We start from the raw sequence: 14,597 nt of genomic DNA on the forward strand, positions 1-14,597 counted from the left end.
ATCAGCGCATAATTTAGAGACGAAGCAGCGTCTACGTGTGCTTTACCCGCATGATTAGGAGTAAAAATGGCTATCGACGAAAACAAGCAAAAAGCACTGGCAGCAGCGCTGGGCCAGATTGAAAAGCAATTTGGTAAAGGCTCCATCATGCGCCTGGGTGAAGACCGCACTATGGATGTGGAAACCATCTCAACCGGTTCTTTATCACTGGATATCGCTCTGGGGGCCGGCGGCCTGCCAATGGGCCGTATCGTTGAAATTTATGGCCCGGAGTCTTCTGGTAAAACCACCCTGACTCTTCAGGTTATCGCTTCGGCACAGCGTAAAGGTAAAACCTGTGCGTTTATCGATGCGGAGCATGCACTGGATCCGGTTTACGCTAAGAAATTGGGCGTAGATATCGACAATCTGCTCTGTTCTCAGCCGGACACCGGTGAGCAGGCGCTGGAAATCTGCGATGCGCTGGCACGTTCTGGCGCGGTGGACGTCATCATCGTTGACTCCGTGGCGGCACTGACGCCGAAAGCAGAGATTGAAGGTGAAATCGGTGACTCTCATATGGGCCTCGCAGCACGTATGATGAGCCAGGCGATGCGTAAGCTGGCAGGTAACCTGAAAAACTCCGGAACGCTGCTGATCTTCATCAACCAGATCCGCATGAAGATCGGTGTGATGTTCGGTAACCCGGAAACCACCACCGGCGGTAACGCCCTGAAGTTCTATGCTTCTGTCCGTCTGGATATCCGCCGCATTGGTGCGATTAAAGAGGGTGATGAAGTGGTGGGTAGTGAAACCCGCGTTAAAGTGGTGAAGAATAAAATCGCTGCCCCGTTCAAGCAGGCTGAGTTCCAGATTATGTACGGCGAAGGTATTAACGTCTTCGGTGAGCTGGTCGACCTGGGCGTGAAGCACAAGCTGATTGAAAAAGCGGGTGCCTGGTACAGCTACAACGGCGACAAAATTGGTCAGGGTAAAGCTAATTCAGGCAACTTCCTGAAGGAAAACCCGGCTATCGCTAACGAAATCGAAACGAAACTGCGCGAAATGCTGTTGAACAAACAGGATGACAAACCTGATTTCATCCCGGCACCGCATGAAGTAGACAGCGAAGTTAAAGAAGATCTCTGATTTTCGCCATGGGTTGAAGAGATTCAACCCGCGTCACGAAGAGGGAATCGCAAATGCGGTTCCCTTTTTTTATGGCTGTTGCGACAGTGGCCGTATGAAATGTACAAACTCATTACTTATCCTCCTCTTTATCTCCTTTTTCCTCGCAAGCACTGTCATCAGACGTTACCCTTAATCACCTGTGACCATTGAACGCCATAGAGGGAGCGATGTCAGATACCACTGAACGAACCCGGCATGCGAAATTGCTGGAGCGGGCAATGCGTATTCTCGCAATGCGCGATCACAGTGAGGCAGAATTTCGCCGCAAGCTGCTGCTATCCAGTGAGCGAGCGGCCCAGTTTGCTAAACAGCAGGGTGCTAAACAAGAAACGCTGCCAGAACCACTGGCCCCGGAAGAGATCGACCGTGTTGTCGAGTGGTGCTATCAGCACAACTGGCTGGACGATCCCCGTTTTGCTGAACGCTATGTTGCCGGGCGCAGCCGTAAAGGATATGGCCCGCAACGTATCCGGATGGAGCTGGGCCAGAAGGGCATTGATAAGACCCTGATTGACGAAACGTTGTTTGCCGCAGAAATTGACTGGCAAACTCAGGCTTTTACTATTGCAGAACGTAAGTTTGGATTACCTCTGCCGACTGAATGGAAGGAAAAAGCCAAAGTGCAGCGTTATCTCATGGCGAAGGGGTTCTTTATGGAAGATATCCGGTCTATTTTCGAGAATTTTGACAATTGACCGTCGATGGGATTTTACTTCCCTCTGAAGAAAATTTATCTTATTCACCACTTTTTGTTCGTGTGTCGTCGCTGGCGAAAGCAATACCGGCGTAGCAAGACCCACGAAACGTTCGTTAGCGTGATTCCAGGACAAATATGAGCAAGAGCACTGCGGAGATTCGTCAAGCGTTTCTCGACTTTTTCCAGAGCAAGGGACATCAGGTTGTAGCCAGTAGCTCCCTCGTCCCTAACAATGATCCGACGCTGTTATTTACCAACGCCGGAATGAACCAGTTTAAAGACGTTTTCCTCGGTCAGGATAAGCGCAACTACTCTCGTGCTACCACCTCGCAGCGCTGTGTGCGCGCCGGTGGTAAGCATAACGATCTTGAAAACGTCGGCTACACCGCCCGCCACCATACCTTCTTCGAAATGCTGGGTAACTTCAGTTTTGGTGACTACTTCAAGAAGGAAGCCATTGCTTTTGCCTGGGAGCTGTTGACCAGCCCGGAATGGTTCGGCCTGCCAAAAGAGAAGCTGTGGGTCACCGTGTATGAAACCGATGATGAAGCCTATGGCATCTGGGAAAATGAAATCGGTGTACCGCGCGAGCGCATTATTCGTATCGGCGATAACAAAGGCAGCGCATACGCATCTGATAACTTCTGGCAGATGGGCGATACCGGTCCATGCGGCCCATGTTCTGAAATCTTCTTTGACCATGGCGATCACATCTGGGGTGGCCCGCCGGGTAGCCCGGAAGAAGATGGCGATCGCTATATTGAGATCTGGAATATCGTCTTTATGCAGTTCAACCGTCAGTCTGACGGCACCATGCTGCCACTGCCAAAACCTTCCGTTGATACCGGTATGGGATTGGAGCGCATCAGCGCGGTACTGCAACATGTGAATTCCAACTATGAAATCGACCTGTTTGCACAGCTGATCAAGGCTGTTGCCCGGGAAACCGGTGCCACCGACCTGGGAAATAAATCCCTGCGTGTGATTGCTGACCATATCCGTTCCTGTGCCTTCCTGATTGCTGATGGTGTTATCCCGTCTAATGAAAACCGGGGCTATGTGCTGCGCCGTATCATTCGTCGTGCGGTGCGTCATGGCAACATGCTGGGCGCAGAAGGGACGTTCTTCTACAAGCTGGTAGCTCCGTTGATCGCCGTGATGGGCTCTGCGGGCGACGAGCTGAAAAACCAGCAGGCGCAGGTTGAGCAGGTTCTTAAGGCGGAAGAAGAGCAGTTTGCAAAAACACTGGAACGCGGTCTTGCGCTGCTGGATGAAGAGCTGGAAAATTTACAGGGCGATACGCTGGATGGTGAAACGGTGTTCCGCCTGTATGACACCTTCGGTTTCCCGATGGATCTTACCGCTGATGTTTGCCGTGAACGTAACCTGAAAATTGATGAAGCTGGTTTTGAACAGGCGATGGAGCAGCAGCGTCAGCGTGCGCGTAATGCCAGCGGCTTCGGTACGGACTATAACAACGTTATCCGTATTGAGCAGGCGTCAGCATTTAAAGGCTACGAACAGCTGGCTCTGAATGCAGCAGTTACCGCTATTTTCGTTGATGGACAGGCCGCTGATGAAATCAGCGCAGGTCAGGAAGGAGTCATCGTTCTTGATGAAACGCCTTTCTACGGTGAATCCGGTGGTCAGGTTGGCGATACCGGTGAGCTGAAAAGCCAGAACGGTGCCATCTTTACCGTCAGCGATACTCAGAAATATGCTCAGGCGATTGGCCACATCGGCAAACTGGCTTCTGGTCAGCTGCGCGTGGGCGATCGTCTGGCTGCCCAGGTTGATGAAGCACGCCGTGCACGTATTCGTCTTAACCACTCGGCTACGCATCTGCTGCATGCGGCACTGCGCCAGGTTCTGGGCGATCACGTTGCACAGAAAGGCTCTCTGGTTAACGATAAGTATCTGCGTTTTGACTTCTCACATTTCGAAGCGATGAAGCCGCAGGAAATTCGCCAGGTTGAAGAGATTGTTAACGCCCAGATTCGTCGTAATCTGCCGATCGAAACTAACATCATGGAGCTGGAAGCTGCGAAAGCTCACGGTGCGATGGCGTTGTTTGGTGAGAAATATGATGACCATGTGCGTGTAGTTGGCATGGGTGATTTCTCCACTGAGCTGTGCGGTGGCGTGCATGCCAGCCGTACGGGCGATATTGGCCTGTTCCGCATTACGTCGGAATCGGGCACTGCCGCAGGCATTCGTCGTATTGAAGCAGTGACCGGTGAAGGTGCGCTGGCTCAGGTGTACAGCCAGAATGAGCAGCTGCTGGATATTGCGCATCTGGTGAAGGCCAATAACAGTAATCTGAATGAAAAAGTTCGCGCGCTGATTGATCATGCTCGTGGGCTGGAAAAAGAGTTGCAGCAGCTGAAAGATCAGCAGGCTGCGCAAGAAAGTGCCTCACTGAGTAGTAAGGCGATCGAGCTGAAAGGCACCCGGCTATTGGTCAGCGAACTGAGTAACGTTGAACCTAAGATGCTGCGTACAATGGTCGATGACCTGAAAAACCAGCTCGGCTCTGCGGTTATCGTGCTGGCAACAGTTGCTGATGGCAAAGTATCCCTGATTACCGGGGTGACTAAAGACCTGACCGATCGTGTAAAAGCGGGCGAACTGGTGGGTGAACTTGCCCGGCAGGTCGGCGGTAAGGGTGGCGGTCGACCGGATATGGCTCAGGCTGGCGGTACGGATGCACAGGCGTTGCCTGCTGCTCTGGCTGGCGTTGAGGCATGGGTGGCTGCGAAACTGTAATACTATAAAAATGCATCGCGGAGAAGCGCTCAGAGGCCCGCAGGCCGGGGCGTTTACCAGCGATGCGCCCCTGTAATCATAAAGTCAGGTTGATGATCTGGTTTTCGGCTAAACTAAGTATCAGCAGAATGTATTGGCGTGGGGATGCACAATTGGTGTATTTGTCATAATCTACATTTAGCGATATACGATGGATAATGCCGGGGAGCACTTAACCCGACTCTTTTAATCTTTCAAGGAGCAAAGAATGCTTATTCTAACTCGTCGAGTTGGTGAAACCCTCATGATCGGAGATGAGGTGACTGTAACTGTGCTGGGAGTCAAAGGTAACCAGGTACGTATTGGTGTGAACGCCCCTAAAGAAGTTTCGGTGCATCGTGAAGAGATCTATCAGCGCATTCAGGCCGAAAAGACTCAGCAAACAAGCTACTAACGGATCCAGCGCCTCGCTCTCTGCAGCGAGGCGCTACCGGTTTTTGCCTTCTTTCCCTCTGTCTCCTTTGTTACATCCTTAATTCTTCCTCATTTCTCTCACTACTTTGTCTTTGTTTCTTTCGTTCTACAGATTTTGGTTATGCATGCTATCCGAGATACAGGGTATATTCTCTGTTGATAATTCATTCTTTTTGTTGTGAAAGTGCTCGACTTGCGTGGCTTTTGTGCAATCAGACACGAGTGGTGAAAAAATGGGGAGAAATTGTTTGACTTACAACGCCCAGAAAGTAATATGTGCGCCACGCAGTGCCGATGAGCAGATACAACGTTCTGAAGCACAACTCGAAAGAGTGCTAGTGGTGAGGTGGCCGAGAGGCTGAAGGCGCTCCCCTGCTAAGGGAGTATGCGGTCAAAAGCTGCATCCGGGGTTCGAATCCCCGCCTCACCGCCATTTTGCATCCATAGCTCAGCTGGATAGAGTACTCGGCTACGAACCGAGCGGTCGGAGGTTCGAATCCTCCTGGATGCACCATCTTCTTTAAAGCTGCTTAGTGCGGCTTTAATTTTGGGTAGTACGATGCAGCGTTAGCAGCGCTGTATCACGGTGAGTAGTCAGCACACTGCGTTATACAAGAATTAAATATGCATCCATAGCTCAGCTGGATAGAGTACTCGGCTACGAACCGAGCGGTCGGAGGTTCGAATCCTCCTGGATGCACCATATTCTGCAAGATTGAAGTATTCCTGGGTTGGCATACTGTAATAATATTACAGCCAGCACTAAGAAGGATAACGTTGCTTTAGCAACGGCCCGTAAGGGTAAGGCGTAGCCTGATAATCCTCCTGGATGCACCATTCTTACGTATCTCCTCAGTTTTGTCGCTTTACCTCCCTCAATAGTTTTATCAATGCATCCATAGCTCAGCTGGATAGAGTACTCGGCTACGAACCGAGCGGTCGGAGGTTCGAATCCTCCTGGATGCACCATATTCTGCAAGATGGCAGTATTCCTGGGTTGGCATAGCGTAGAAATTTTACCGCCAGCACTAAGAAGGATAACGTTGCTTTAGCAACGGCCCGAAAGGGTAAGGCAAAGCCTGATAATCCTCCTGGATGCACCATATTTTAGCGTTAATGTTTCCCCCTGCATCCATAGCTCAGCTGGATAGAGTACTCGGCTACGAACCGAGCGGTCGGAGGTTCGAATCCTCCTGGATGCACCATATTCTGCAAGATAGAAGTGTTCCTTGGTTGGCATAACGTAGTCGCCTTAGCCAGCACTAATGATTAAATGTTGCTTCAGGCAGCGGCCCGTCAGAATGAGCAGCAGTCCAGCAATCCTTCAGTAACATCACTATCAAAAAAATCCTCTTCAACTTCATTGCCTTAACCTAAATTTCTCCTGAGCTTTTTCCCACGTATTTATCTGAATCTGAAAATCCCCATATCTTTCAAGGCATTTGCTGATCCATACCAACAGCGACAAAAAGAGTGCTTTACGCTAAAGTAATCATTCCGTTATCAGGATGGATACGCGAATGTACGATGCTTATGACGGCTTGATTTTCGATATGGATGGCACCATTCTCGATACTGAGCCAACACACCGTAAAGCCTGGCATCTGGTGCTGGCACAATATGGCATGACCTTCGATGAAACGGCAATTATCGGCCTCAATGGTTCTCCGACCTGGCATATTGCGCAGGTGATCATTGCCAGTCAGCAAAGTGATCTTGATCCTTACCGTCTGGCCGAAGAAAAAACGGCATTACTCAAAACAATGTTGTTTGAGAGCGTCCAGCCGCTGCCGTTAATCGAGGTAGTTAAAGCCTATAAAGGGCGTCGCCCGATGGCCGTCGGCACCGGCAGTGAGCATTCAATGGCGGTGGGATTGCTACAGCATCTTGGTTTGCTCAATCATTTTGATGCCATTGTCGGAGCAGATGATGTTAAACGCCACAAACCAGAACCTGATACATTTCTGCGTTGCGCAGAATTGATGGGCGTACCGCCTGCACGCTGTGTGGTGTTTGAAGACGCCGATTTCGGCATCCAGGCAGCACGTGCGGCAGGAATGGATGCGGTGGATGTTCGTCTGCTGTGAGTGAGTGGTTAACTTACGGTTCGATGTTTGCCAGTAGCTTTCTGAGTGCCACGCTATTGCCAGGTAGTTCAGAAGCGCTATTGGTAGGGTTACTGCTGGCGGGGAAGGTCTCCGTTGGTTTGCTGATCCTGATTGCCGCATTAGGGAATACTCTGGGCGGTTTAACCAACATTGTTATTGGTCGCCTGCTACCATTAAAAAATCAGGGGCGATGGCACGACACAGCAACGGCGTGGCTGCACCGAATGGGGCCTGCTGCGCTGCTATTTAGCTGGTTACCGGTAATAGGTGATCTGCTATGCGTTCTTGCTGGCTGGCTACGATTCGCCTGGCTGCCGATGGTGATATGTCTCGCTATCGGTAAAACCTTACGTTATCTGGTGCTGGCAGCCGCAACACTACAGGGCATGCAATGGTGGCATTGATTCGCTTTCAGGCGGCGCTATGGTTAACATTATGCTGAACAATAATAAATTTTCTCCGAGCGGGAGGTCAATTTGATCCCGGACGTATCACAGGCACTTTCCTGGCTGGAAGCTCATCCTGACGCACTTAAAGGTATTGGTCGCGGTATTGAGCGCGAAACGCTACGCGTCAGGCCGGATGGGCATCTTGCCACCACCGGGCACCCGGCTTCTCTGGGTTCAGCTTTAACGCATAAGTGGATTACCACTGATTTTGCAGAAGCATTGTTAGAATTTATCACGCCGGTCGATCATGACATTGATCATCTGCTGGCATTTTTGCGTGATATCCATCGTCATGTCGCTCGCACGCTGGGCGAAGAGCGTATGTGGCCGATGAGTATGCCATGTATGATCGCACCAGGTCAGGATATTGAACTGGCGCAGTATGGCAGTTCCAATATTGGTCAGATGAAGACGCTTTATCGTCAGGGGCTGAAAAATCGTTATGGCGCGCTGATGCAGATTATCTCTGGCGTCCACTATAACTTCTCGCTGCCGCTCTCTTTCTGGCAAGAGTGGGCAGGGGTTAAAGATGCAGAGAGCGGTAAAGAGGCTATTTCTGACGGCTATTTGCGTCTCATCCGTAACTATTATCGCTTCGGGTGGGTTATCCCGTATCTGTTCGGTGCTTCCCCGGCGATCTGTTCTTCATTCCTTCAGGGAAAAGAGAGCGCGCTGCCGTTCGAACGCAGCGATAACGGAATGCTGTCACTGCCTTACGCGACTTCACTGCGTTTGAGCGATCTCGGCTATACCAATAAATCGCAAAGCAATCTTGGCATCACTTTCAATAATCTTCCTGACTATATTACCGGCCTGAAAGCGGCGATTAAAACGCCGTCGGAAGAGTTCGCAGCAATGGGTGTTAAGGATGAAGACGGCAACTGGATTCAGCTGAATACTAATGTATTGCAGATTGAAAATGAGCTGTATGCTCCTATCCGGCCAAAGAGAGTGACGCGTTCTGGTGAGGCACCTTCGGATGCATTGCAGCGCGGCGGCATTGAATATATTGAAGTTCGCTCGCTGGATATCAATCCGTTTTCACCGATTGGCGTGGATGAAAATCAGGTACGTTTCCTCGATCTTTTCCTGATTTGGTGCGCGCTGGCTGATGCTCCTGAGATGAATAGCGCTGAACTGGGCTGCACGCGTAAGAACTGGAACCGTGTGATCCTTGAAGGGCGTAAGCCGGGGCAGACGATAGGTGTGGGCTGCGAGGAATCACAGCATTTGTTGGTTGATGTAGGCAAGGCGCTGTTTAGCGATCTGCGTCGTGTAGCTGAAACTCTTGATGGTCAGAGAGGGGAGCATCATTACCAGGAAGTTTGTGATCGGTTGGTGGCGTCATTTGACGACCCTGATCTGACCTATTCCGCACGCTTCCTGCAAACGCTGAAAGAGAATGGTATTGCTGGTGCCGGACTGGCGCTGGCTGAACAGTATCGTACTCAGCTGAGTGATGAGTCTTTCGAGGTTCTGACTGAACAGCAGTTTAGTGATGAAGCGCGGCGTTCACAGCTTAGTCAGCAGGAAATTGAAGAAAGTGATACGCTTGATCTGGAAACCTTTCTGAAAGGTAAGAGTTAAGCGGTACAAAAGAAAAAGGCCACATCAATGTGGCCCAAAATTAACATCTCTGTTGTCAGGGATGAGATGATGATAACAAATGCGCGTCTTTCATATAATCAGACGTACAGAGTTTGAAAAAGTTTCATCGGTTCAAAAATAAATTCATTAGTTGAGGTAACAAGTATGCCATTGCTGGATAGCTTTACCGTCGATCACACCATCATGGCCGCTCCTGCTGTGCGCGTAGCTAAAACCATGAAAACCCCCGCTGGTGATACCATCACGGTGTTCGATCTGCGTTTCTGCCGCCCGAATATTGAGATCCTCAGTGAGCGCGGCATCCATACGCTGGAGCACCTGTTTGCTGGCTTTATGCGCGATCATCTCAACGGTGACGGCGTGGAAATCATTGATATTTCGCCAATGGGTTGCCGGACGGGCTTTTACATGAGCCTGATTGGTACACCTGACGAGCAGCGTGTAGCAAAAGCATGGAAGGCTGCGATGGCCGATGTGCTGAAAGTGAAAAATCAGAGTGATATCCCTGAGCTGAATATTTATCAGTGCGGAACCTGTGAAATGCACTCGCTGGATGAAGCGCAGGAGATCGCGCGTAACATCATCGACCACGACATTCGCGTGAACCGTAACGATGAACTGGCGCTGCCGAAAGAGAAGCTGAAAGAACTCCATATCTAGTTGCGTATAAAGGCGAGGTCATAAGGTCTTAGTGTCCCTCGCCGGGTCAGGCATGCCTGACCCCCTGCCTTTTCTATATCTTACGAGCCTACCGATTCTTTCAGTGACGTTTGCGGTGTAATGCGCACCTGCTTAATCATATTATCCTGCACATCAAGTATGTCGACGGCGTAGTGACCGATTTGCACAGTGGTGTTCGCCAGCGGAATATCCTGCAATGCTTCGAGGATCATACCGTTAATGGTGCGGGCTTCCTCTTCCGGCAGCGTCCAGTTAAAGGCTTTATTCAGTTCGCGGATATTAGCACTGCCTTCAATCAGCACCGAACCATCGTTCTGAGGTACAACTTCTTCAGCCAGAGTAGGGGACATTGAGGTGGTAAAATCGCCGACAATCTCTTCCAGAATATCTTCGATAGTCACCAGCCCTTTGATATCGCCGTACTCATCGACAACCAGCCCGACCTTCTTCTTATTGCGCTGAAATTTTACCAGCTGCACATTAAGCGGCGTCCCTTCCGGAACAAAGTAAATCTCATCGGCAGCGCGGAGCATTACTTCTTTAGTGAACTCTTTCTTCTCCGTCATCAGGCGATAAGCTTCACGTACGCGTAACATACTCATGGCATTGTCGAGCGAGTCACGGTAAAGCACGATGCGCCCGTGTGGTGAGTGTGTGAGCTGGCGGACGATTGATTTCCAGTCATCGTTGATATTAATCCCGACAATTTCGTTGCGCGGCACCATGATGTCATCAACATTGACCTTTTCCAGATCGAGCACGGACAGGAGCATATCCTGATTACGCCGCGACATCAGGGTACGTGACTCGTAAACGATGGTACGCAGTTCATCTTTGCTCAGAGCGGCGCTAATCGCGCCATCGCTCTTGATTCCTACCATACGCATCAGCATGCGGGTGATGGTGTTGAGCAGCCACACCAGCGGCATCATAACAATCTGCAATGGCCCGAGGAGTACGCTGCTCGGAAAAGCGACTTTTTCCGGATAAAGTGCGGCAATAGTTTTTGGCAGCACTTCGGCAAATACCAGCACAAGGAAAGTCAGGATACCGGTAGCAATGGCAACACCGGCATCGCCATACAGGCGCATTCCCACGATGGTTCCCAGCGCTGAGGCGAGAATATTGACAAGATTATTGCCGATCAGCACCAGGCTGATCAGGCGGTCAGGGCGACGCAGTAACTTTTCGACACGACGTGCGGCACGATCGCCATTTTTAGCCTGATGACGCAATTTGTAACGATTAAGCGTCATCATGCCTGTTTCGGAACCGGAAAAGTATGCCGACACCAAAATCATAATGACCAGCGTGATGATTAGGGTCGTGGTTGAAACGTGTTCCAAGGGAGATCCTTGTTGTGGTAAATCAGGAGGTTAGAAAGTGCTGCAACATACGGCTACCGAAATAGGCCATGGTCAGTAAAAACGCACCCCCGCAGTTAAACCACACCACGCGGCGACCGCGCCAGCCTTCATGATAATGGCCCCACAGCAGTACGATATAGACGAACCAGGCAAGGATCGACAGTACAGCTTTATCGATATTTTCACTGCTGAACAGATTCTGCAAATAAAACAGCCCGGTGCACAGCACCAGCGTCAGCAGCACCACACCGATCTGAGTGATATGAAACATTTTACGCTCAATGGTCATCAGCGGGGGAATATCGGTGCTGAAAGCCAGTTTTTTATTTTTGAGCAGCCAGTCAATCCAGGCCAGCTGTAAGGCGTAGAGTGCTGCAATAATCAGTGTGGCATAGGCGAAAAGAGCCAGCCCGATATGCACCATCATGCCCGGCGTAGTTTCCAGGTGTGTGATAAAGGCATTTGGCACAAAAGTGGCAAAGGCGAGGTTAATCAACGCAAAGCTATAAACAATTGGCAGCAGAATCCACCCGCGGTTGCGCGAGGCGACGATGGTCATAATCGCACAGATCAGCAGACTCACCAGCGAACCGATATTTAGCAGGCTAAGGTTCTGCCCGCCATCTGGCCCGAAAATACGCTGCTCCAGTGCTACGGCGTGACACACCAGGGCTACGATGGCAGAGAGTACTGCCAGGCGACGCCAGGCGCTGTTTTTACGCAACAGGCTGGGAACGATCAGCGCAAGGCTGAATGAGTAGGCGAGGAGTGCCAGAATTGCAATTACAGACATAGAATTCGTCAGGTATCGGCCAGATAATAAAAAAGTCAGTATAGCGCCAGCGGCTGCTGGCTCCAAACGATCTCATCGCATATGGCTGAGATCCACGCTTCTCTATGTTATAATCCGCGCCATTGTGTCGCCGAGGCGGCCTCTCATTACGTTGAGCGAGAGACGATGTTTGATAATTTAACCGACAGACTGTCGCAGACCCTGCGCAATATCAGCGGCCGTGGACGGCTAACTGAAGACAATATTAAAGACACGCTGCGTGAAGTGCGCATGGCGTTGCTGGAAGCTGACGTCGCACTGCCGGTAGTCCGGGACTTTATCGGACGCGTCAAAGAGCGCGCCGTCGGTCACGAAGTGAACAAAAGCCTGACCCCGGGTCAGGAGTTCGTCAAGATTGTGAAAAACGAACTGGTTGCCGCCATGGGGGAAGAGAACAACACTCTGAACCTGGCAGCACAGCCTCCGGCCGTCGTGTTAATGGCGGGTTTGCAAGGGGCGGGTAAGACCACCAGCGTTGGTAAGCTTGGTAAGTTCCTGCGTGAAAAGCACAAAAAGAAAGTGCTGGTGGTGTCTGCTGACGTTTATCGCCCTGCGGCGATTAAACAGCTGGAAACCCTGGCAGAACAAGTTGGTGTAGATTTCTGCGCGTCGGATCTCAGCCAGAAGCCTGTTGATATCGTTAAAAATGCATTGCAGCAGGCGAAGCTGAAATTCTACGACGTGCTGCTGGTGGATACCGCAGGTCGCTTACACGTTGATGAAGCGATGATGGACGAAATCAAACAGATTCATGCCGCGATTAATCCGGTAGAAACGCTGTTTGTAGTCGATGCCATGACCGGTCAGGATGCCGCCAATACCGCTAAAGCGTTCAATGAAGCGCTGCCGCTAACCGGTGTGGTACTGACTAAAGTCGATGGTGATGCCCGTGGTGGTGCAGCGCTGTCGATTCGTCATATTACCGGTAAGCCAATTAAATTTATGGGTGTCGGTGAGAAAACCGAAGCTCTGGAACCGTTCTATCCGGATCGCATTGCCTCACGTATCCTCGGCATGGGCGACATGCTGTCGCTGATCGAAGATATCGAAAGCAAAGTCGATCGTGCGCAGGCAGAAAAGCTGGCGAGCAAACTGAAGAAGGGCGATGGTTTCGACCTGAACGACTTCCTCGACCAGCTGAAGCAGATGCGCAACATGGGCGGCATGGCAAGCCTGATGGGCAAGCTGCCGGGCATGGGCCAACTGCCGGATAATGTTAAATCGCAGATGGACGACAAAGTGCTGGTGCGCATGGAAGCGATGATTAACTCAATGACACGCAAAGAGCGTGAAAAACCTGAGATCATCAAAGGCTCCCGTAAGCGCCGCATTGCAACCGGTTCAGGTATGCAGGTGCAGGACGTTAACCGCTTATTGAAGCAGTTCGACGACATGCAGCGCATGATGAAGAAGATGAAGAAGGGCGGAATGGCGAAGATGATGCGCGGCATGAAAGGTATGATGCCGCCGGGCTTCCCAGGCCGGTAAGTAAGCCGGAAAATCACTCAGGCGAATTAGATTGCTTTTTGCGCCAAAATGAGTAAAATTTTCGGGCTTTTTATATTGCATCCGGGCCCCGTTCCCTCAATGGGGCCCGGCTGTTTTATTAACTAAAGAGGATGTTATGGTAACAATTCGTTTGGCACGTCACGGCGCTAAAAAGCGTCCGTTCTATCAGGTAGTCGTAACTGACAGCCGTAATGCTCGCAACGGTCGCTTCATTGAGCGCGTTGGTTTCTTCAACCCGATCGCTTCAGGTCAGGCTGAACCACTGCGTCTGGATCTGGACCGCATTGAGCACTGGGTTGGCCAGGGCGCTACTCTGTCTGATCGCGTTAACGCGCTGATCAAACAAGCTAAGAAAGCAGCTTAATCTGTCACGGTGGTCAACATGAGCAAGCAACTCACCTCCCAGCCTCCCGCTAACCCGTTAATTCTGGGGAAGATGGGGTCGGCCTACGGTATTCGTGGTTGGCTCAAAGTGTTTTCCTCCACCGAAGACGCCGAAAGCATTTTTGACTATCAGCCGTGGTTTATCCAGCGGGCGGGTCAATGGCAGCTTGTCGAGCTGGAAGGCTGGAAGCGCCACAATCAGGACATGATTATCAAAGTCAAAGGCATTGACGATCGTGATGCTGCGGGTCTGCTGACTAATTGCGAAATTGTCGTGGATTCAGAGCAACTGCCACAGCTGGATAACGGCGACTACTACTGGAAAGACCTTATGGGCTGCCAGGTAGTAACCACTGAAGGCTACGAACTGGGTAAAGTCATCGATATGATGGAAACTGGTTCGAACGACGTACTCGTCGTTAAGGCAAACCTGAAGGATGCATTTGGTGCGCAGGAACGGTTAATTCCGTTCCTCGATGAACAGGTTATCAAGAATGTCGATCTCACTACTCGTACCATCAAAGTAGATTGGGATCCTGGTTTTTGAGCTCCGAACAAAACGGTAATACTCCG

13 protein-coding genes and 5 tRNA genes are annotated in these 14,597 nt (G+C 50.8%); 16 read left to right on the forward strand and 2 right to left on the reverse strand.

The features are described from left to right. The first annotated feature begins 66 nt into the window (after positions 1–66). The 13 genes from recA to luxS all read left to right on the forward strand — a co-directional run bounded on the left by recA (position 67) and on the right by luxS (position 9,911). Positions 67–1,128 carry a recombinase RecA gene (gene recA / locus GN242_RS04510; protein WP_154753663.1) on the forward strand — a complete coding sequence of 354 codons (1,062 nt, stop codon included), beginning with the start codon at positions 67–69 and terminating at the stop codon, positions 1,126–1,128. Between the two features lie 209 nt (positions 1,129–1,337). Then, positions 1,338–1,865, forward strand: coding sequence for a regulatory protein RecX (locus GN242_RS04515; RefSeq protein ID WP_154753664.1), 528 nt, complete (start codon positions 1,338–1,340; stop codon positions 1,863–1,865). A 137-nt stretch (positions 1,866–2,002) separates the two neighbouring features. Continuing rightward, positions 2,003–4,633, forward strand: a complete 2,631-nt coding sequence (alaS, locus tag GN242_RS04520; RefSeq protein ID WP_154753665.1) for an alanine--tRNA ligase — start codon at positions 2,003–2,005, stop codon at positions 4,631–4,633. 247 nt (positions 4,634–4,880) lie between these two features. Continuing rightward, the gene (csrA, locus tag GN242_RS04525) at positions 4,881–5,066 is read left to right on the forward strand and encodes a carbon storage regulator CsrA (protein ID WP_004155916.1); all 186 of its coding nucleotides are present in this window, start codon (positions 4,881–4,883) and stop codon (positions 5,064–5,066) included. A 360-nt stretch (positions 5,067–5,426) separates the two neighbouring features. After that, positions 5,427–5,519: transfer RNA gene (locus GN242_RS04530), tRNA-Ser, on the forward strand. A 4-nt stretch (positions 5,520–5,523) separates the two neighbouring features. Next, a tRNA-Arg gene (locus tag GN242_RS04535) sits at positions 5,524–5,600 on the forward strand. Between the two features lie 112 nt (positions 5,601–5,712). Continuing rightward, positions 5,713–5,789: transfer RNA gene (locus GN242_RS04540), tRNA-Arg, on the forward strand. Positions 5,790–5,978: 189 nt separating this feature from the next. After that, positions 5,979–6,055, forward strand: a tRNA-Arg gene (locus tag GN242_RS04545). Between the two features lie 159 nt (positions 6,056–6,214). Next, positions 6,215–6,291 (forward strand) — tRNA-Arg (locus GN242_RS04550). A gap of 315 nt (positions 6,292–6,606) precedes the next feature. After that, the gene (gene yqaB / locus GN242_RS04555) at positions 6,607–7,173 is read left to right on the forward strand and encodes a fructose-1-phosphate/6-phosphogluconate phosphatase (RefSeq protein ID WP_154753666.1); all 567 of its coding nucleotides are present in this window, start codon (positions 6,607–6,609) and stop codon (positions 7,171–7,173) included. Then, positions 7,170–7,598: a YqaA family protein gene (locus GN242_RS04560; protein ID WP_156286978.1), complete on the forward strand. Its 429-nt coding sequence runs from the start codon at positions 7,170–7,172 to the stop codon at positions 7,596–7,598. The genes yqaB and GN242_RS04560 overlap by 4 nt, the downstream gene beginning before the upstream one ends. 72 nt (positions 7,599–7,670) lie before the next feature. After that, positions 7,671–9,230: a glutamate--cysteine ligase gene (gshA, locus tag GN242_RS04565; protein ID WP_154753667.1), complete on the forward strand. Its 1,560-nt coding sequence runs from the start codon at positions 7,671–7,673 to the stop codon at positions 9,228–9,230. Between the two features lie 165 nt (positions 9,231–9,395). Continuing rightward, entirely contained in the window at positions 9,396–9,911 is a 516-nt protein-coding gene (gene luxS, locus GN242_RS04570) for an S-ribosylhomocysteine lyase (protein ID WP_154753668.1), read from the forward strand. An 80-nt stretch (positions 9,912–9,991) separates the two neighbouring features. Here luxS and GN242_RS04575 read toward each other — a convergent pair whose 3' ends face one another. Both GN242_RS04575 and GN242_RS04580 read right to left on the reverse strand, forming a co-directional pair. After that, positions 9,992–11,278, reverse strand: a complete 1,287-nt coding sequence (locus tag GN242_RS04575) for an HlyC/CorC family transporter (protein WP_154753669.1) — start codon at positions 11,276–11,278, stop codon at positions 9,992–9,994. A 22-nt stretch (positions 11,279–11,300) separates the two neighbouring features. Beyond that, a complete protein-coding gene (locus GN242_RS04580) occupies positions 11,301–12,092 on the reverse strand; it encodes a cytochrome C assembly family protein (protein ID WP_154753670.1) in 792 nt (263 codons plus the stop codon). A 165-nt stretch (positions 12,093–12,257) separates the two neighbouring features. Between GN242_RS04580 and ffh the strand changes: the two genes are divergently transcribed. The 3 genes from ffh (at position 12,258) to rimM (ending at position 14,571) form a co-directional block, all read left to right on the forward strand. Continuing rightward, positions 12,258–13,619: a signal recognition particle protein gene (gene ffh, locus GN242_RS04585; RefSeq protein ID WP_154753671.1), complete on the forward strand. Its 1,362-nt coding sequence runs from the start codon at positions 12,258–12,260 to the stop codon at positions 13,617–13,619. Positions 13,620–13,755: 136 nt separating this feature from the next. Next, positions 13,756–14,004: a 30S ribosomal protein S16 gene (gene rpsP, locus GN242_RS04590; RefSeq protein WP_004155935.1), complete on the forward strand. Its 249-nt coding sequence runs from the start codon at positions 13,756–13,758 to the stop codon at positions 14,002–14,004. Positions 14,005–14,022: 18 nt separating this feature from the next. Then, complete coding sequence (rimM, locus tag GN242_RS04595) at positions 14,023–14,571, forward strand: ribosome maturation factor RimM (protein ID WP_154753672.1); 549 nt, start codon at positions 14,023–14,025, stop codon at positions 14,569–14,571. Positions 14,572–14,597: the final 26 nt, after the last annotated feature.

This window comes from Erwinia sorbitola (assembly GCF_009738185.1).
GTDB lineage: Bacteria > Pseudomonadota > Gammaproteobacteria > Enterobacterales > Enterobacteriaceae > Erwinia > Erwinia sorbitola.

Bases quoted from the DNA above. Each gene is read 5' to 3' on its own strand.
- recA (WP_154753663.1), top strand. From the start codon at position 67: ATGGCTATCGACGAAAACAAGCAAAAAGCACTGGCAGCAGCGCTGGGC.
- GN242_RS04515 (WP_154753664.1), top strand. From the start codon at position 1,338: ATGTCAGATACCACTGAACGAACCCGGCATGCGAAATTGCTGGAGCGG.
- alaS (WP_154753665.1), top strand. From the start codon at position 2,003: ATGAGCAAGAGCACTGCGGAGATTCGTCAAGCGTTTCTCGACTTTTTC.
- csrA (WP_004155916.1), top strand. From the start codon at position 4,881: ATGCTTATTCTAACTCGTCGAGTTGGTGAAACCCTCATGATCGGAGAT.
- yqaB (WP_154753666.1), top strand. From the start codon at position 6,607: ATGTACGATGCTTATGACGGCTTGATTTTCGATATGGATGGCACCATT.
- luxS (WP_154753668.1), top strand. From the start codon at position 9,396: ATGCCATTGCTGGATAGCTTTACCGTCGATCACACCATCATGGCCGCT.
- GN242_RS04580 (WP_154753670.1), bottom strand. From the start codon at position 12,092: ATGTCTGTAATTGCAATTCTGGCACTCCTCGCCTACTCATTCAGCCTT.
- ffh (WP_154753671.1), top strand. From the start codon at position 12,258: ATGTTTGATAATTTAACCGACAGACTGTCGCAGACCCTGCGCAATATC.
- rpsP (WP_004155935.1), top strand. From the start codon at position 13,756: ATGGTAACAATTCGTTTGGCACGTCACGGCGCTAAAAAGCGTCCGTTC.
- rimM (WP_154753672.1), top strand. From the start codon at position 14,023: ATGAGCAAGCAACTCACCTCCCAGCCTCCCGCTAACCCGTTAATTCTG.